The 17,841-nt window shown below is 35.8% G+C and carries 15 protein-coding genes; 6 read left to right on the plus strand and 9 right to left on the minus strand.

All coding sequences use genetic code 11. The annotated features are described in order from the left end of the window. Positions 1 to 28 precede the first annotated feature (28 nt). Complete coding sequence (locus DIT68_RS08950; protein WP_158276155.1) at positions 29 to 2,071, plus strand: OmpA family protein; 2,043 nt, start codon at positions 29 to 31, stop codon at positions 2,069 to 2,071. 66 nt (positions 2,072 to 2,137) lie between these two features. Here the strand turns inward: DIT68_RS08950 and DIT68_RS08955 are convergent, their stop codons facing one another. Further along, entirely contained in the window at positions 2,138 to 3,436 is a 1,299-nt protein-coding gene (locus DIT68_RS08955; protein WP_109359462.1) for a mechanosensitive ion channel family protein, read from the minus strand. Positions 3,437 to 3,471: 35 nt separating this feature from the next. Here DIT68_RS08955 and DIT68_RS08960 point away from each other — a divergent pair, with 35 nt between their 5' ends. Next, a complete protein-coding gene (locus DIT68_RS08960) occupies positions 3,472 to 4,023 on the plus strand; it encodes a CPBP family intramembrane glutamic endopeptidase (protein WP_109359463.1) in 552 nt (183 codons plus the stop codon). 179 nt (positions 4,024 to 4,202) lie between these two features. Here the strand turns inward: DIT68_RS08960 and msrA are convergent, their stop codons facing one another. Beyond that, positions 4,203 to 4,736 (minus strand): peptide-methionine (S)-S-oxide reductase MsrA, encoded by a 534-nt coding sequence (msrA, locus tag DIT68_RS08965; RefSeq protein WP_109359602.1) that lies wholly within the window; start codon positions 4,734 to 4,736, stop codon positions 4,203 to 4,205. Between the two features lie 669 nt (positions 4,737 to 5,405). After that, positions 5,406 to 6,683: a tetratricopeptide repeat protein gene (locus DIT68_RS08970; RefSeq protein WP_109359464.1), complete on the minus strand. Its 1,278-nt coding sequence runs from the start codon at positions 6,681 to 6,683 to the stop codon at positions 5,406 to 5,408. Between the two features lie 209 nt (positions 6,684 to 6,892). Between DIT68_RS08970 and pruA the strand changes: the two genes are divergently transcribed. Then, positions 6,893 to 8,521 (plus strand): L-glutamate gamma-semialdehyde dehydrogenase, encoded by a 1,629-nt coding sequence (gene pruA / locus DIT68_RS08975; RefSeq protein WP_109359465.1) that lies wholly within the window; start codon positions 6,893 to 6,895, stop codon positions 8,519 to 8,521. A 139-nt stretch (positions 8,522 to 8,660) separates the two neighbouring features. Next, positions 8,661 to 8,942 (plus strand): septum formation initiator family protein, encoded by a 282-nt coding sequence (locus DIT68_RS08980; protein ID WP_146194172.1) that lies wholly within the window; start codon positions 8,661 to 8,663, stop codon positions 8,940 to 8,942. 421 nt (positions 8,943 to 9,363) lie between these two features. Here DIT68_RS08980 and DIT68_RS08985 read toward each other — a convergent pair whose 3' ends face one another. From DIT68_RS08985 to DIT68_RS09005, 5 genes are all read right to left on the minus strand, one after another. After that, positions 9,364 to 9,867: a hypothetical protein gene (locus DIT68_RS08985; RefSeq protein WP_109359467.1), complete on the minus strand. Its 504-nt coding sequence runs from the start codon at positions 9,865 to 9,867 to the stop codon at positions 9,364 to 9,366. A gap of 23 nt (positions 9,868 to 9,890) precedes the next feature. Then, the gene (locus tag DIT68_RS08990) at positions 9,891 to 11,171 is read right to left on the minus strand and encodes a Glu/Leu/Phe/Val family dehydrogenase (RefSeq protein ID WP_233244178.1); all 1,281 of its coding nucleotides are present in this window, start codon (positions 11,169 to 11,171) and stop codon (positions 9,891 to 9,893) included. 219 nt (positions 11,172 to 11,390) lie between these two features. Continuing rightward, on the minus strand, positions 11,391 to 11,864 hold the full coding sequence (locus DIT68_RS08995) for a nucleoside deaminase (protein WP_109359468.1): 474 nt from the start codon (positions 11,862 to 11,864) through the stop codon (positions 11,391 to 11,393). A 353-nt stretch (positions 11,865 to 12,217) separates the two neighbouring features. Beyond that, a complete protein-coding gene (gene dnaJ / locus DIT68_RS09000; protein ID WP_109359469.1) occupies positions 12,218 to 13,345 on the minus strand; it encodes a molecular chaperone DnaJ in 1,128 nt (375 codons plus the stop codon). A gap of 8 nt (positions 13,346 to 13,353) precedes the next feature. After that, positions 13,354 to 13,926 (minus strand): nucleotide exchange factor GrpE, encoded by a 573-nt coding sequence (locus DIT68_RS09005; RefSeq protein WP_109359470.1) that lies wholly within the window; start codon positions 13,924 to 13,926, stop codon positions 13,354 to 13,356. Between the two features lie 484 nt (positions 13,927 to 14,410). Here DIT68_RS09005 and yaaA point away from each other — a divergent pair, with 484 nt between their 5' ends. Continuing rightward, on the plus strand, positions 14,411 to 15,175 hold the full coding sequence (yaaA, locus tag DIT68_RS09010; RefSeq protein WP_109359471.1) for a peroxide stress protein YaaA: 765 nt from the start codon (positions 14,411 to 14,413) through the stop codon (positions 15,173 to 15,175). 498 nt (positions 15,176 to 15,673) lie between these two features. Then, a complete protein-coding gene (gene rocD / locus DIT68_RS09015) occupies positions 15,674 to 16,957 on the plus strand; it encodes an ornithine--oxo-acid transaminase (RefSeq protein WP_109359472.1) in 1,284 nt (427 codons plus the stop codon). 268 nt (positions 16,958 to 17,225) lie between these two features. On the opposite strand, the gene DIT68_RS09020 is transcribed toward rocD, so the two are convergent. Continuing rightward, entirely contained in the window at positions 17,226 to 17,801 is a 576-nt protein-coding gene (locus tag DIT68_RS09020) for a DJ-1/PfpI family protein (protein ID WP_109359473.1), read from the minus strand. Positions 17,802 to 17,841 lie beyond the last annotated feature (40 nt).

The raw sequence follows: 17,841 nt of genomic DNA on the forward strand, positions 1-17,841 counted from the left end.
TATCATGGCATTTTTTTACAATTATAAGATGAATAAACTTTACCCACTTTTCACATTTCTATTTTTATTACCCAGCGTTATTTTTTCTCAAGTTGAGGATGAATCTTGTTTGGAACCTGGCAAAAAAGTAACCAAACTAATTGATAAAGCCAAAAAGGAAGCACCTCCGGAAGCCTCTTCACTTTTTCGAGAAGCCATTAGCGAAGAGCCTGACAATGCAATGGCCTACTATGAATTTGCTATTTATGCTTACGAAAACGCCCTTAAAATTTATGAGTCCGACCCTGATCCAAAAAGAGGGGACAGTTACATGAAAGTTGCAGAAAAACTCTTTGCTCAAACTATAGAAAGGTGTTCAGACTACCATTCTAACTGTTACTACTATTTAGGAATTATAAATTATACCTTCGATAATCAGAAAAAGGCGATGAGCTATTTCCAGCAGTTTCAGAATTTTGACAGCAAGGAAATGGATAGGTACTCCAATGATCACGAAAAAAGATTAAAAGATGTTGCCGAAGTACTAGGTAAATTTGAAGAAGAACAATCGTTTTATGAAAAGGAAGTGCCTTTTGCTCCCAATAAAGTAAAAAATGTAAGTACTGGTCAAGACGAATATTTCCCGATGATTTCTCCAGATAATGAGTTAATCTTTTATACTCGAAGGGTTGATAGAACAGCAAAAGGAGATATTATTTCAACAATTAAGGAGGAATTCACATGGTCTAAAAGAAGAAATAAAAATACTGACTTTGATGGAGGAAAACCACTAAACGTTCCTTTCAATGACGGTTATTTCGACAGTTATGGTGCGGCAACCCTTTCTGTAGATAACAAGGAAATGATTATTTGCGCTTGCAGGGATGAGAATGTAAGAGGGCAAAACTATAGAAACTGTGACCTTTATAGTACATTCTACGAAAGAACAGGAGAAGGTGGAAATGACTATGTTTGGTCGGAGCTAAAAAACCTGGGAACAGGGATCAACACCAATGATGGATGGGAAGGTCAACCTACAATGTCGGCTGATGGAAACACCTTATATTTTGCAACAATTCGACCTAATACTCAAAATGATGACATTTATTTTTCTAAAAGACTAGCTGATGGTTCTTGGGGTCCAGCACAACCCTTTACAGAAGTAAATACGCCAGGTAAAGATAAAAGTCCATTTTTTCACCAAGACAGTGAAACATTCTATTTTGTTTCTAGTGTAAGTGATCAAAGAAAAGGACTGGGCGGAACAGATATCTTTTACATGAGAAAAGAAGAGAACGGATCATGGTCGAAACCAAAAAATATTGGTTTTCCTATCAATACAGAAGACGATGAAATTGGATTATTTGTGTCTATTGATGGACAAGATGCTTATTTCTCTTCTCGTCAAAAAGGGGTTTGGGACATTTACTCCTTTGAACTATATGAGGAAGCCCGCCCGAAAGCGGTGGTTATTGTAAAAGGAGAACTAAACACAGAAGATAACTCGCCGGTGGAAGATGTAGAGATTGAAATTGCATATTCCAATTCTGATAAAGTTGAAAAAATAAAGGTAAATGGAAATGATGGGAAATATGCTGCTGTTGTAAAAGCAGAAGACCAAGAGGATGTTATGATTAACGTTAAAAAACAAGGGCATGCTTTCGACTCCCAAATCATCACTAAAGAAGAATTGGCCAAAGGAGAAACGATTCGTTCAAAAAACATGGAAGTTAGAGAAATTAAGGTAGGTGAGCCTTATACCATCAATGACATTCTTTACAATACGGCATCTGACGAGCTGTCGGATAGAGCACAATTTATCTTAAAACAGTTTGCACGTTTCTTGAAAGAAAATAAAGAATTTACCATCTTAATTCAAGGACACACGGATAATGAAGGAATAGCTGACAAAAACCTTAAACTTTCTGAAAGAAGAGCCTTGGGAGTTAAAAACTTCTTAATTCAGAATGGTATTGACAAGGCTCGTTTATCGGCAAAAGGATATGGGCAATCGCAGCCTAAAGTTCCCAATACAAGCGAAGCCAATAAGCGCATGAACCGTAGAACAGATTTCGTGATTGAAAAGATGTAAGAATTAATGTAATCCCATTTGGAAACGAGATGAATTTAACAAACATCTCGTTTCCTTTTAAATGTCCTAATTGCCTTTATACATTTCTAAATTCCTCAGATCTGAGCCAGCCACTTCTTGATGAACTTTTAGTTCAAAACGGTCGATAATTGCAAACAAATGATCAAAAATATCTGCCATGACCACCTCGTATTCTGCCCAAACCTTAGTATTCGAAAAACAATACAGCTCAATAGGTAAACCTTTTGAGTTAGGTTGCAGTTGCCTTACCATTAGTGACATTTCTTGGTTTAACTCACCATTGTTTTTCAGGTAGTATTGCACATAATTTCTAAACAAGCCTACGTTTGTTGGTCTGCGCGCATTAATCTGATATTCATCTACTAAGCCATGTTCTTTATTATATCTTTCTACTTCATTTTGTTGCTCAATAATGAACTCAGAAAGTAGCTTTACTTTGGAAAGGCGAGCAATTAACTCGTCATCAGCAAATTTAATAGAATCAATTTTTATGTTTAAGGAGCGCTTTATTCTTCGTCCTCCCGAATCAGCCATTCCCCTCCAGTTTTTAAAACTATCGGCAATGAAACTATAGGTAGGAATTGTGGTAATTGTTTTATCGAAATTTTGAACTTTAACGGTGGTCAAATTAATTTCAATTACATCTCCATCAGCGCCATATTTCTCCATGGTTACCCAATCACCAATCCTTAGCATATCATTTGCAGAAATTTGGATGCTACCTACAAAACCAAGTATTGTATCCTTAAATACTAATAAAAGAATAGCAGTCATTGCTCCAAGTGAAGTCAGGAAAAACAAAGGAGATTGATCCGTAAGTACAGAGAGTAAAATAATTACAAATACAATAGTGACTACCAATTTCACTGTTTGAATATAAGCCCCAATAGGTTTATCTGAAAAATAGGGTTTATCTTCCAAAACTTCTCTCACGGCATTCAAGAACCTGCGAACACTTACTAAAATGACCAAAACGATTAGAAAATCATTCAGCCGAATCGCTATTTCAAGAAAATCTGGAAAAGAAACGAATACGATCGAAAAGAAATAATCCATAAAAAGCAAGGGCAAAATGTGAGCAATTGCACTAAAAAACTTGCTCTCCATCAGAATATCATCCAATTTAGTTTTACTCCTTAAAGCAATGGTTTTAATAATGGCCAAAAGTACTTGTCGTGTCAAGTACCACACCAAAATAGAAATAACAGCCATCCCAATCAGGAGTGCTAGCATCCATAAATACTTGTGACTTTGATATGAAGGATTGGCTAATAATTCTTCAATTGGGGTTGATTTACCAACAGAATAAAAGGATTTTATCCAATTAAAAATTAACTCTTTCATGCTTTTAATTATTTTTAAGCAAAAGTAATAAAACTATGCGTCCGAAGGTACAATTCCATTTATTAAGCTGGTTGACCCTAATTGCCTTTCCCGCAATTGGTTTGAGTTTATTGTGGTTATTTGAAGATGTATCCATTATTTCAGTTTTGGAATTAGATCGATTTTTCAGTCCGCTAACACTATTGGGTTTAGAATTTGGATTTCTGTATGGTTTTATCGTGATCGGAGTTTCACAGTTCCCCATTTTCGAGGAAATGAATGGTCCACAAATGCGCATGCTCAAAAACTTAAAATTGAATTGGGGAGATATTCTCTTTATGTCCTTTTGTGCAGGATTTGGAGAAGAAGTATTATTTAGAGCAGGTCTGCAAACATGGCTAGGACCTTGGTTAACCACTTTTATTTTTATTGCCATACATGGTTACTTCAACCCAAAATCGTGGAAAAAAAGTATGTTGGGCGTTTTACTTTTCCCCTTTATTTTAATCCTTTCTTATGCATACGAAGTATTTGGTTTGTGGTTTTGTGTAGCTGCTCATTTCTCCTATGATTTATTAATGTTTATGGGAGTTTTAAAGAAAGATTAGGGAAAACATCCTCTTTAGCATTGCTTCAGTTTCATAAAGAAATTAACTTAACAACTAAAGATTACCTTTGGTGACTATAGCTGAAAGATTGGAATTTAAGAAGGAAAGATGCAATGCGAAAATACAGAATTGAAAAGCAGGTAAAGATTAACATACTATTGACGAAAACTTCAGTTTGTTTATTTTAATTTAGATGGAAATGCAGCCTTAAAGCGTTCAAGTTTTGGCTTTATCACCAACCTACAATATCCTTGTTCAGGATTTCTTGAGAAGTAATCCTTATGTTCACTTTCAGCATTAAAAAAATTGCTTAGCGGAGTGATCTCCGTTACAACTTTCTCCTCGTAAATAGATGAAGTCTCCAATTTCTTTTTGTATTCCTCTGCTAAGGTCTTTTGTTCATCGTCATGATAAAAAACAGCAGACCTGTATTGATCTCCCACATCATTCCCTTGTCTGTTTAGAGTTGTAGGATTGTGTGAAAACCAGAAAACCTCCAGTAATTCAGAAAAGCTGACCTTCTCTGAATCGTAAACAATTCTGATTACCTCTGCATGGCCAGTCCTTCCTTCTCGGACTTCTCTGTAAGGTGGATTTTTAATGTGACCACCCGCAAAACCTGGAGTAACATCTATTACTCCTTTCACTTCAGAAAAGATGGCTTCGATACACCAAAAACATCCAGCGCCAAATGTTGCTTGCCTCTCTGTCATTTTGTTCCTCATTTAGCTTGTATTCCGCCCCATGACTTGATGCAGTATTTCAATTGATTAAAACGCCTATCGGATACTTTACCCCAATCTGCTTTATGAATAAAATTAGCATTATTAATTGGTATTTTTCTTTTTGGCATTATTCATTCTCGTCTATTTTTAAAAGGTATTCATGAGCTCCCTTTGGTCGGTTGCCCCAAAAAGAGAAAAAGCAACGCTTTTGAAGACGAAGTAGCGAGAAGCGATAGTGCCGAAGCTACAAGGAGAAAAAAGGTCTAGCGCCTAATATTTTTTATTCAATTCCTTAAAGTTTTTCATTTGTTTTCATGAGCTCGCTGCGCTGCGGTTCTAGTCTCCACTCCTAAAAATCGATAATGTCGGTGATCTCCGCCGCAAGCTATGGTCCCTGCTCTAACGTTTGGTCTTCAAAAGCCGTGCTTTTTCTCCACAATTATTAGCGACTTCTAGCACGCTCCACCTTCAAAAAGAGATAAAGCGCGTCCTAAAAACGAAGAATTTCCACCCTAATAACTATTTGGGATTTCATATTGAAGTCATAAATCTTTAGTTTTCCAATAAAATTAAACTGACAATTCGCAAAGCAAACCTAAAATTAGGGGTTTAAATAATTTAGGGGTAAAGAAGACGATAGGCATTTTGATTAAAAAACTATTTTGAAGTAGATCGTTTAAAAAAGAAAACAAACACAAACAATAATGCTACACAGCAAAACACCACCCAAACCCAGTTGCTAAAAATAGATTGATACTCGACGACTTTACTTTGCAGTTGATCTTCTCTAATTCCTCCGTTATTTATCGCCTCTTTCTCCGACTGTGCGTAACTTAGTTTTAAAGCATTAATTTCTTTATAGCTTTGGTGAGTGGCTTGCTTTTTTTCTGTCACTAAAAGTTTCTTCAATATAGCAATTTGGTTATCCTTTTCGTTTAAGGTGTCATAGACTGCATCAAGCGCATACAAAGCATCTATTTGACCTTGTAAATTGTTCGATTCTTCGGCTACTTTTAAAGAATATGCATAGTTTACAATGGAGGAATCAAACTTCGCAACACCATAAAAGAAGTCTCCTAAATTATAATACCCTTCAGCAATGTAAAATTTATCAGCCGCTTTTTGACGGTAGGCCAAAGCGAGTTGAAAATACTGTTCTGCTTTTCGCATATTTCCAGAAACATACTCTACGATTGCCAAATTAGTATAACCATTCGCTACAGCAGGCATGTACCCAGCAGTTAGACCACTCTCCATACTTCTAGTAAAATAATCTATGGCCTGTGCGTTATCGCTTTGATTTAAATACAACTGTCCCATTAATCCATAAGCTGCGGCAAGTTTACGCATGGCTCCATTAGACAAATTGAAATCAATGTATTCTTGAATCATGCGTTTAGCCTCTTCAACCCTGCCTTGATTTAAATAAATACGACTCAAATTGAAAACAGAAAGCATTTGGAAACGCTTATCACCAGAAGCCTGTGCAAATTCAGCAGATTTATTATAGAGCATTTCTGCTTCCGTAAATTTCCCTTGGAGGTAAGATGAATTTCCGAGGTTAATATAAACTTCGGCAAGCATGGTATCGTTTTCCACTTTGTGGTAATGTTTCTTTGCTTTCTTCAGCTTTGCTTCCGCTTCTTCGAAAAGAGAATTGCTCAGCAAATAAGGGCCAATCCCTAAATTAGCCAAAGCAATAGCATTCTGATTTTTGTTTCGGATTCCTTCGCTAATTAAATCGTTAACATAGTAAAGGACACTGTCTTTTTGGTCAGATTCGAATTTGTAGAAAAAGTAATAGAACAATTCCATTTTCCTATCTAAGGAGGAAGTTTCATATTCCTCTAATTTATCGCTGATACTTTCTTGGGCATAAGAAAGATTGAAAAGGATGAGAAAACTAAAAGATATCCAAATTTTGATTTGCTTCATAACAGTAAGTATAGCATTGAGACAAAAATAGAAAAAAATGAGTCTTTAGAGCATATAGGCTCGATAATTTTAAAACTGTTGTTTAGAAACTCTTCCCATATTTTAAAGATTTGAGACACACTCGGAAAACAAGAAATATGCGAATGCATTTGTTTTGATTTCAGTTTATGAATGGCTATTTTTGTAAGAATAAAAAAAAGAATCTAATTATGGCAAATGCACATTTCAAAGTACCGGTAGCGGTCAATGAACCAGTAAACTCATACGAACCAAATTCTAAGGAGGTAAAATCTTTACTTGGTAAATATAAAGAGATGTACGATCAGGAACCAATTGATGTTCCGATGTATATAGGTGGAAAAGAAGTAACCACTTCAAACAAAAGAGCTTTAACTTCGCCACAAGAACACCAAAAAGTGTTAGGTCACTATAACTATGGTGATAAAGAGCACGTTTCTCAAGCAATTGAGGCTGCTATGGCTGCAAAAGAAAAATGGTCTAACCTTCCATGGGAAGAAAGAGCAAGTATTTTCTTGAAAGCTGCAGATTTAATTTCTGGACCTTACCGCGATAAGATTAACGCAGCAACAATGTTGGGTCAGTCTAAAAATGTTTACCAAACAGAGATTGATGCCGCTTGTGAAACAGCAGATTTCTTCAGATTCAATGTTCAATACATGTCTGAAATATATTCAGAACAACCAGAATCTTCACCAGGAGTTTGGAATAGACTAGAATGGCGTTCTTTAGAAGGGTTTGTTTTAGCCATTACTCCATTTAACTTTACTGCAATTGCGGCTAACCTTCCATCTGCACCAGCAATGTTAGGTAACGTTGTTGTATGGAAACCAGCAGAATCTCAAATTTATTCTGCAAATGTGATCATGGAAGTTTTTAAAGAAGCAGGTGTTCCAGACGGCGTAATCAACATGGTTACCACGGGAGGAGCAAATATTAGCGATGTTGTATTTAAGCACAAAGAATTCGCAGGATTGCACTTCACAGGTTCTACAGGAGTATTCCGTACATTATGGAAAACTATTGCAGAAAACATTGAAAACTACAAATCTTATCCTAGAATTGTTGGAGAAACAGGTGGTAAAGACTTCATCATGGTTCACCCGTCTTCTAAAGCTGACATGGTTGCCACAGCAATTGCTCGTGGTGCATTCGAATTCCAAGGTCAAAAATGTTCTGCTGCATCTCGTGCATACATTCCAAGTAATTTATGGGAAGATGTTAAGGAAAACGTAATTGAGCAAGTTAATTCTTTCAAAATTGGTTCGCCAGAAGATACAACGAACTTTATTACTGCTGTAATTAATGAAAAAGCTTTTGACAGCATTACAGAATACATCGATTACGCAAAAGAAAGCAAAGATGCTGAAATCATCGTTGGTGGAAATTATGACAAATCTGAAGGTTACTTTATTGACCCTACGATTATCGTAACAACTGATCCAAAGTTCAAGACAATGGTTGAAGAAATCTTTGGTCCTGTAATCACGATTTATGTTTATGATGAAAATAAATTTGAAGAAACATTAACCTTGTTGGATGAAACATCAGAATACGCATTGACAGGATCTATTATATCTCAAGACCGTTATGCTATTTCTACTGCTTTGCGCAAATTAGAAAATTCTGCGGGTAACTTCTATATTAATGACAAACCAACTGGAGCTGTTGTAGGTCAACAACCATTTGGTGGAGCACGTGGTTCTGGTACAAATGATAAGGCTGGAGCTAAACTTAACCTTTTACGTTGGGTTTCTGCACGTACCATTAAAGAAACCTTTGTTCCTGCAACGGATCACAGATATCCATTTATGGGATAATCAGTAGTATAAAATTAAATGAAGCCTCGAATGAAAGTTCGGGGCTTTTTTCATCAGACCCCTTATCAACAAATAATCATTTATAAATATACTTTCTCTTATTCGGGACATCTGCTATTTATCTTTACCTTTGTGAGTGATGAAACGATTAAAGCATTTCAAGAATAAATACATCATTACGGCCCTAGTGTTTGTAGTGTACATGTTGTTTTTAGATGACGTTGATGTTTTCAATATAATTAGACAAGAGCTTAAGTTAAACAAACTTGAAAACGAGAGAGAAATTCTTCTTGAAAAATTCACGGAAACAAAATTGACGCTTGATCAGCTTGATCATACGGATGCCCTAGAACGTTTTGCAAGAGAGGAAAAACTCTTTAAACGTGACAACGAGGATATTTTCGTAATTGTGAAAGAGTAAAAGTTCTTTCAACTCATCATCTCCACTTATAAATTCTAGAATTGTGTTTGGTATTCCTTAAAATATTTAGCTCAATAATATTTTAAATGCCTGTGCGATTCTTTAACAGTAAAAATACCTAACATATCAATAATGTGAGTTGGCGATTACCTGACCATATCCTTCGCAAATTTCTATTTCCAACCAGTTGAAAAAAGAAATTCACATTAGGATGAGATTAGGCTAGGGTAATATTTCAAGCGAGAGCTTTTTAATGTAGTATATTAATCAGAAGGTAAAGCTCCCGTTAAGCATTTTATTTTATAGAATTTATCGGTGACTAGCGTTTTAGCCCCCTCTATTTTTACTTAAAAATTTAGACCAATAAAAAAGCGCAACATTTAAAATGCTGCGCTGTATGATGTATAAAACTTGATTACTGTTAAAGCAATTCTTTATGAACAATTTGTCCTTTGGTCAAAATCTTTGACTTCGAAAAAAGGGATACGTACTCTGACTGGATAGGATCTCCTAAATGAAAACGTACAAAATTGACGAATTTATCTTTAAAAACACCTGTCTCCTCAGAATCTGTAATGGCATCGAAACTATACAAATCTATATTTTTATGCATAAACAGTTTTAACTGCTCCTTGTCATTAACAAAATCAATGTTTGCAATGATCACTTTTCTTCCGGAAGGAATTAAAGGAGCAGAAATTGGGTTTTGAAAAAGAATTAAATCAGAAGATTGAATAACGTCTTCACTATTATCTCTGATAAAACATCCTTCTAAAGCATACTCATTGTCGCTATAGCCACATTCTGTTCCTGCGTCTGATTGAATAAAAACATCAACAAACTTAGTCAACGCTCGCATGTCTTCTGGTGAAGGCATTGCCACGGTACTACAAACATCTCCTTTTACTATTCCAATATTATTCATAATTCATAGTTTTGATGAGAAACCTAAGGGAATACCCCTCTTTCCATATAGGTTTGTTGTATTCTTTCTAATGCTGCAATATATGCACCTGTTCTCCAATCTGTATCGTATTTTTTAGCAGTATTCACAGTTCTTTCAAATGCTTCATTCAACTTCTCGCTAATCATTTTCAGAACAGTGTCTATGTGATAGTTTTCACTTCTTTTGTTTTGCAGCCACTCATAATAACTTCCTGTTACACCTCCTGCATTACAAAGAATATCAGGAATTACGTCAATTCCTCTTGAAAGAAGAATCTTTTCTCCATCCACATCCGTTGGTCCATTTGCTCCCTCAGCAATTAATTTTGCTTTGATCAGGTGCGCATTGGCCTCAGTAATTTGATTTCCTAAAGCTGCAGGGATAATAATATCACAATCTAAGGAAAAGAACTTGTCATTGTCCATTTTGTCAGCGTCATCATATCCACTAATCAAACCACTATTGTTTCCAACGTGATTATGTAGCTTTTCAGTATCTATCCCCTCTTCATTAAAGATAGTTCCACTGGCGTCTTGTACAGCAACTAATTTCGCACCCAGTTCTTCCATAAAATGAGAAGCCCAAAAGCCCACATTTCCGAAACCTTGAACGATGTATTTCTTTCCGGCCAACTCTATACCTTTTAGTTTTGCCCAAGATTTTATAGAGGCCACGACTCCATAACCCGTTGCTCTGTCTCTACCGTTTAATCCACCCGAACCTACAGGTTTTCCAGTTACCACGTGTAAATTCAACATTCTCGTTGAAGGTGATTTTGTAGAAGCAAATGTATCGGCAATCCAAGCCATTATTTGTGGATTAGTATTTACATCTGGTGCAGGAATATCGACATCAGGACCAATATTTTCTCCAAGAGAATAAGTGAACCGTCTTGTAATTCTTTCCAACTCTCCTATCGAATAGAGCTTCGGGTCAATGGATACACCACCTTTACCACCTCCGTAAGGCAAACCAACTAGTGATGACTTCCACGTCATCCATATCGCGAGCGCTCTCGCTGCGTTAATATCTACAGTTGGGTGAAATCTTAAACCACCCTTATAAGGACCAAGAGAATTGTTGTGCTGAACACGATATCCGTTAAAAACTTCAATTCTACCATCATCCATTTTTACTGGAAAATGAACACTTATCTCACTGTTTGTAGAAGCTAAAATCTTGCGGATTCCTTTATCTAACCTCATTATATCTGCAGCATGATTAAACTGCCGCATAACGTTATCGTACATTTCCGGTTTTTTCTTTTTCTTAGCGTCTTCCATTTTTGATTTTTTGCTTGATTCAAGGAGCTTAGTTCATTTAGGCTCCATTTCTATTTCTTTCAATATCAAATATAATATTTTGATATTTCTAAGTGCTCATTTATTTTAACTTTTTAGTTTAAGAACTCTCAAAGCCAATCTATTCTGTATTTTGTGGGACAAAAAAAACAGTTTAAACAGGAGAGTTCAAGCTTTTTGGTAAAAACTAAAAGGGTTAAACTAGTACTCAGTTTTATCCACTTTTTCTTCCCAGTTCTGAAAAGCAACAATAGCTTCTTCTCTCATAAACTGACTTGTTTTCACACGCCTTTTCTCAACAGAAACATTTAACTCATCATAAATAAATGAATCATCAAAGCCAATATCTGCCGCATCCTTTTTTGTATTAGCAAAATACAACTCATCCAATCTGGACCAGTAAATAGCACCTAAACACATAGGACAAGGTTCACAAGAAGAATAAATTTCGCAGCCTACTAATTCGAAAGTATTTAATGCTTTACAAGCCTTCCTGATTGTATTTACTTCTGCATGCGCGGTTGGGTCATTGTCTATGGTAACACTATTTGAGCTTTCAGCAATTATTTTTCCATCTTTCACTATGACAGCACCAAAAGGGCCGCCTCCATTGGCTACACTTTCTTTGGAGAGCTCAATTGCCCTTCTCATATACTCTTTTTGTAAGTCCTTCATTTAATTCTATTTTTTATAAATGTAGAAAAACAAAAGACAATTCAAAAGTTTTGTGCAATCGTCTTTTGAATATGACCCAAATCAAAATTAGGCGTGACCTACTGTAAAAAACAAAGCACCCATTCCGAAATCAGAATGAGTGCTTTAATGTTATGATTACCCACAACTTAAATATGAGTTCTTAAGTTTAATTAGTCGTTGGTCGGAAACAGACGAATTTTATAAAATAGATTATTTTTGATGAGAGTTGAATTTATTTTTATGAGGTAATGCCTTAGTATCAGGCGATTAAAAATAAAGGGAACTATCGTAAAAAGAAATATTTTTAATTTTGATGTGTTTCCGTCCAGACACTAATTACTAAACATATCTTTTACACGTTGAAAGAAACCTTTCTCTTTACCATCCGGATTAGGTTGAAAGTTTTCGCTTTCTCTCAACTTTTCCATCATATCTTGCTCCTCTTTCGAAAGTGATTGCGGTGTCCAAATATTAATATGAACAAACTGATCTCCTGTTCCGTAATTCTGAACACTTGGCAAACCTTTTCCCTTTAAGCGCAACATTTTACCACTTTGAGTTCCTGGTTCTATCTTAATACGCGCTCTACTTTTAATTGTTGGCACTTCAATAGAAGCTCCTAAAGCGGCATCAGCAAAGTTAATGAAGGCTTCATAATGAACGTTTTGTCCATCACGACGTAATTCTTCATGCTCTTTTACTTCGATCACCACCAATAAATCTCCTGCGATTCCGTCAAATGGTCCAGCGTTTCCTTTTCCACTTACCGAAAGTTGCATTCCATCTTCTACTCCTGATGGAATATCCAATTCGATCACCTCTTCTTTTCGCTCTAGTCCTTGACTGTCTGCTCCAGATGGCTTTTTGTCAATTATTTTCCCTGTTCCTTGGCAATTCGGACAAGTTGAAGCCGTTTGCATTGCTCCGAGGAAGGTTTGCGTTACACGATTTACCCTACCTGCTCCGTTACAAGTAGAACATTCTTTGAAAGTAACACCAGCGGCATTGACCAACTTGTTTACGCGAATTTTCTTTTTCACGCCATCGGCTACCTCATCTAGCGTTAGCTTAATTTTCACACGAAGATTGGTTCCTTTGGCAGTTCTTTGACGAGCGCCACCGCCGCCTCTTCGACCTCCAAAACCACCACCTCCGCCACCGAAGATGTCACCGAATTGAGAGAATATGTCATCCATATCCATCCCACCGAAGCCTCCGCCTCCGCCAGATCCATCAACACCTGCATGACCAAATTGATCGTAGCGTTGTTTTTTCTGAGCATCTGCTAAAACCTCGTATGCTTCTGCTGCTTCTTTAAATTTATTCTCCGCCTCAGCATCATCAGGATTTTTATCAGGGTGGTACTTTAAGGCGAGTTTACGGTATGCTTTCTTAATTTCAGGAGCAGTCGCAGAACGACTTACACCCAACACTTCATAATAATCTCTTTTCTCGCTCATAATATATTTTATTGACCTACTACGACCTTCGCGTATCGCAAAACTTTGTCATTTAAGAAATATCCTTTTTCTACTACATCCACCACTTTTCCTTTCATTTTTTTGTCGGCAGGAATATTTGTGATGGCTTCATGGTGATCGATATCAAAAGTTTCCCCTTTGCTATCCATTGCTTTCAAACCTTTGGCCGTTAGAATGTTGCTAAACTTGTTATAAATCAACTGGAAGCCTTGCTTAATTGCATCTGCATCATCCGAAGTTTGATTATTTTCGATTGCTCTCTCAAAGTCATCCAAAATAGCTAACATGTCTTTGACAACACCTTCACTAGCATTAGAAATTAGGTCTCCTTTTTCTTTGATCGTTCTCTTTCTAAAGTTTTCAAAATCAGAATACAAACGCAAATACTTATCGTTTAAACCTGCGATTTTATTCTCTAGTTGCTGTTCAACTGTTAACTCCTGAGCAGCCTCTTCAGTACTTTCATTCTGAGTTCCCTCAGTCTCTTCAGCCTTATTTTGTGTATCAGTAGCCGCTTGCTTTTCTTGCTCAGCCGCTTCGTCTCTATCTTGTTTTCCCATTTTTATCTTTTTTAAACCGGAAAGCAACACTCAAATTCATTGCCATTGTGCTTATCGGGACAATCTGTCAGCGCTTGTCTATTTATATTGAAAAACTGTCAGCATTTGCAGACAAAAAACCATGACAAATAGCCTTTTCTAGACATCTCAAAAAAAGCTGTTTAATATTAGAAGGAAATGATAATATATAAGGCCGAATAGAAAAATAGATTTTAGCCAATTAGTCGTTAGAGAGAGTTTAGAATATTAGACCTTAGACAAAAAACGCTTTACTTTCCGAATAATAATTTTTTAGAAGCTAATTCTGATAACTATCTGAACAGGTGTTTTAATCTAGATTGTTCAGCGGGAGTGCGTTTTCAATTATTTCTGAGACCAACAAAAAGGGAGAAAACTGAAAGCTTATTCAAAATCAAAACTCGTTAAGATAGAGACAGTAATATCCGTCTTTAATTTCGTATTTTTGAAATTCAAAATAAAACTCATGAAAATATTATTATCTCCAGCAAAGTCTTTGGATTACGACCAGAATATTGAAACTCCTTTTACTGAAAAAGCGCATTTTTTAGAAGAGGCTGATTATTTGGCGAAAAAGCTTCAAAAAATGTCAAAAAAGCAGATAGGAGAACTCATGAAAATTTCAGAAAACCTAAGTGATTTGAATCACCAACGTTACCAAGATTGGGAAAAACCGACTTCTTTAAATGATAATGCAAAACCCGCAGTAACAGTTTTTACAGGAGAGGCCTATAAAGGACTTGATGTTTCAACATTTTCTAAGAAAGATTTTGAAAATGCTCAAAAAGACTTGATGATTTTATCTGGGTTATATGGAATTTTAAAACCATTGGATTTAATGTTTCCATACAGATTAGAAATGGGAACACGATGGAATGTAACTTCAAAAACAAAGAACCTTTATGAATATTGGGGAAGTAAATTAGCGAAATTCATCAATGAAGAAACCGAAAAAGATGAAGTAATCATCAACTTAGCTTCCAATGAATACTTTAAAGCAGTAGACAAAAAAGTTCTAAAACCGAGAATTATCACTCCAGTCTTTAAAGATTTAAAAGGCGATGAATTTAAGGTGATAATGATGTACGCAAAACACGCACGTGGTGCTATGACGAGAGATATTATTCAAAATCAATACAAAGATGTGGAAGATTTGAAAGGATATAATGTGGATGGATATAGTTATAGTGAGGAGATGTCGGGTGAGGATGAATGGGTGTTTGTGAGATAAATATTAATTACGAATTCAATCACTCTCAGATTATAAAATTCAATTTACTTATTATTTTGAGAATTCTAGAATTATTTTTTCAAGGCGAGTAATTCGCTTTTGCAATACAGCTTCTTTTTCATCGGTTGACTCCGTCTTTGCAAGTCGTTCCTCCAGTTCAAAAATGTAAAGTGTTAGTTACTCAACTTTTTCGACTAACAACCTATGAATATTCCATAAGAATTAGTGTTTAATTTCGCTGAAGTTAGGTTAAGTTAAAAGCAAATAATTTTAAGCTAAAAATCTAATTCTTGTTAAAAAAGCAACGATCAATGGATGTTTTTAAACAATGAATAGCTTTCGATGTAGAGCTACGAAACAAAGTCGCCACTATTCCCTACTCAAACCTCTTTACTAATCTACCGAATTTTTTATTTCCCTACCAAATCCCTATATTTGCGGGAGCCTTGGTGTTTTGACAGACATAACACATTTTATAAATTATAAAAAACAAATTATATGAATACAACAACAGAAAAGTTATCCTCGGAAGACATAATCAAAATGGAAGAAAAGTACGGAGCGCACAATTATCATCCGTTACCAGTTGTTTTAGCCAAAGGTGAAGGTGTTCACGTTTGGGATATTGAGGGGAAACATTATTACGATTTTCTTTCTGCTTATTCTGCTGTAAATCAAGGTCATTGTCATCCGCACATTATTGGAGCTTTAAAAGAGCAAGCTGAAACATTAACTTTAACTTCTCGTGCGTTCTATAATGACGTATTGGGTCCTTTTGAGAAATATGCAACTGAGACTTTCGGTTTTGATAAAATTTTAGCAATGAATTCTGGTGCTGAGGCGGTAGAAACAGCGATTAAAATTTGTAGAAAATACGCCTACGAAAAGAAAGGTATTCCAGAAGATCATGCGAAAATTATTGTTTGTGAAAATAACTTCCATGGAAGAACAACAACAATTATCTCTTTCTCAAATGACGATAATGCACGCGATAATTTTGGTCCTTACACTCCTGGATTTATAAAAATTCCTTACAACGATACAGCGGCTTTAGCAGAAGCATTAAAACAAGATAATGTTGCAGGATTCTTGGTTGAACCAATTCAAGGTGAAGCGGGAGTTTTTGTTCCAGACGAAGGTTATTTGGCTGAAGTAAGAAGACTATGTACAGAAGCTGATGTTTTGTTTATTGCTGACGAAGTACAAACAGGTATTGCAAGAACAGGTAGTCTTTTAGCTGTTTGTGGAGATTGTTCATGTGGTTCTAAATGTGAGCAAAAAGCACCAACTTATGTTCGTCCAGATATGGTTGTTTTAGGAAAAGCAATTTCTGGTGGAGTTTATCCTGTATCAGCTGTTTTAGCGGATGATCACATTATGGGCGTTATTCAGCCAGGTCAACACGGTTCTACTTTTGGAGGAAATCCTTTAGCAGCTGCGGTTGCGGTTGCTGCTTTAGAAGTAATCAAAAATGAAAACTTAGCGGCAAATGCTGATAAAATGGGGAAATTGTTCCGCAAGGAAATGAACCGCATCATAGAAGGAACTAACTTAGTTAACAAAGTACGTGGTAGAGGTTTATTAAACGCAATTTTAATCAACGATACAGAAGAAAGTACAACTGCTTGGGATTTATGTATGGCAATGAAAGAAAACGGTTTGATCGCAAAACCAACACACGGAAATATTATTCGTTTTGCTCCACCATTGGTAATTACCGAAGAGCAATTGATGGATTGTGTTGCGATAATAGAAAAGACAATTACTGAATTTAAAAAGTAGAATTTGCATATAAAACAAAATATCAAATTCTGATTTTATAGAAGGTTTTATATATTTCAGAAAGCTGATTTCGATTATTCGGAATCAGCCTTTTTTTTGGATAGACTTATGGGTGCTACCCTGATTTCAATGGAATTTCACGTGCAATTGAGAATAAGCCATTAAAATCAGGGTAGAACCAACTTATGAATTTCTACTTTTTTGAAAGTAAAGGGTGCTCTAATAAAAAGAATAGAGCAACACCTTTAACGGCCACAAACAAATCATCTTAAAACCCCATTAATTTCTTTACCTGATTTGTATTTTGCTTTGTAGTCAGATTTTCTAAAAGAAGAAAAGCTACCTCCAAGGCTGTGGAGGGTCCGTGAGAGGTAATGATTCTATTGTCAGCAACAATTTGCTCGTTTACCACATGCGCCCCAAAATCTTCTAACGATTTCCTCCTGTCTGGATTACCGTATGTTGTCGCATTTTTACCTTTTAAAATTCCGCTTTTGCCTAAAGGAAGAGCACCAACACAAATCGAAGCAATGATTTTATCTTTAGAATGAAAAGATCGAATTAAATTTTGAATTTTTTCCCCATAAGCGTCTTTGTAGAATCCATATTGCTCGAATCCACCTGGAATAGCAAGCGCATCGTAAGCGTTGACATCAATTTCATCGATCAAAAAATCAGCAATGAAAGTTTGATTGAAAGTACTTTTAATTTCTTTTTTTAGTCCACAGGTAAATAATTGAGTCCTTCCGTTTCCTTCTTCAAGGTTCCATCCAATGACATCAATAAAGGCGCTGGCTTCTAGAAGTTCAAATCCTTCTGCTAAAACGAGGAGTACTTTTTTCATATTTTAGACACATTTAAAAATTCAAGGATCAAAAGATCAA

Origin of the sequence: Brumimicrobium oceani (assembly GCF_003143775.1) — a bacterium.
In the GTDB taxonomy this organism is placed as follows: Bacteria; Bacteroidota; Bacteroidia; order Flavobacteriales_D; family Crocinitomicaceae; genus Brumimicrobium; species Brumimicrobium oceani.

What these genes read in the sequence shown, in the direction of transcription:
- DIT68_RS08955 (WP_109359462.1), bottom strand. Translation starts at nt 3,436, where the DNA reads ATGAAAGAGTTAATTTTTAATTGGATAAAATCCTTTTATTCTGTTGGT.
- DIT68_RS08995 (WP_109359468.1), bottom strand. Translation starts at nt 11,864, where the DNA reads ATGAAGGACTTACAAAAAGAGTATATGAGAAGGGCAATTGAGCTCTCC.
- yaaA (WP_109359471.1), top strand. Translation starts at nt 14,411, where the DNA reads ATGAAAATATTATTATCTCCAGCAAAGTCTTTGGATTACGACCAGAAT.
- DIT68_RS09005 (WP_109359470.1), bottom strand. Translation starts at nt 13,926, where the DNA reads ATGGGAAAACAAGATAGAGACGAAGCGGCTGAGCAAGAAAAGCAAGCG.
- DIT68_RS08990 (WP_233244178.1), bottom strand. Translation starts at nt 11,171, where the DNA reads ATGGAAGACGCTAAGAAAAAGAAAAAACCGGAAATGTACGATAACGTT.
- DIT68_RS08985 (WP_109359467.1), bottom strand. Translation starts at nt 9,867, where the DNA reads ATGAATAATATTGGAATAGTAAAAGGAGATGTTTGTAGTACCGTGGCA.
- DIT68_RS08980 (WP_146194172.1), top strand. Translation starts at nt 8,661, where the DNA reads ATGAAACGATTAAAGCATTTCAAGAATAAATACATCATTACGGCCCTA.
- DIT68_RS09020 (WP_109359473.1), bottom strand. Translation starts at nt 17,801, where the DNA reads ATGAAAAAAGTACTCCTCGTTTTAGCAGAAGGATTTGAACTTCTAGAA.
- DIT68_RS08960 (WP_109359463.1), top strand. Translation starts at nt 3,472, where the DNA reads ATGCGTCCGAAGGTACAATTCCATTTATTAAGCTGGTTGACCCTAATT.
- rocD (WP_109359472.1), top strand. Translation starts at nt 15,674, where the DNA reads ATGAATACAACAACAGAAAAGTTATCCTCGGAAGACATAATCAAAATG.
- DIT68_RS08970 (WP_109359464.1), bottom strand. Translation starts at nt 6,683, where the DNA reads ATGAAGCAAATCAAAATTTGGATATCTTTTAGTTTTCTCATCCTTTTC.
- dnaJ (WP_109359469.1), bottom strand. Translation starts at nt 13,345, where the DNA reads ATGAGCGAGAAAAGAGATTATTATGAAGTGTTGGGTGTAAGTCGTTCT.
- DIT68_RS08950 (WP_158276155.1), top strand. Translation starts at nt 29, where the DNA reads ATGAATAAACTTTACCCACTTTTCACATTTCTATTTTTATTACCCAGC.
- pruA (WP_109359465.1), top strand. Translation starts at nt 6,893, where the DNA reads ATGGCAAATGCACATTTCAAAGTACCGGTAGCGGTCAATGAACCAGTA.
- msrA (WP_109359602.1), bottom strand. Translation starts at nt 4,736, where the DNA reads ATGACAGAGAGGCAAGCAACATTTGGCGCTGGATGTTTTTGGTGTATC.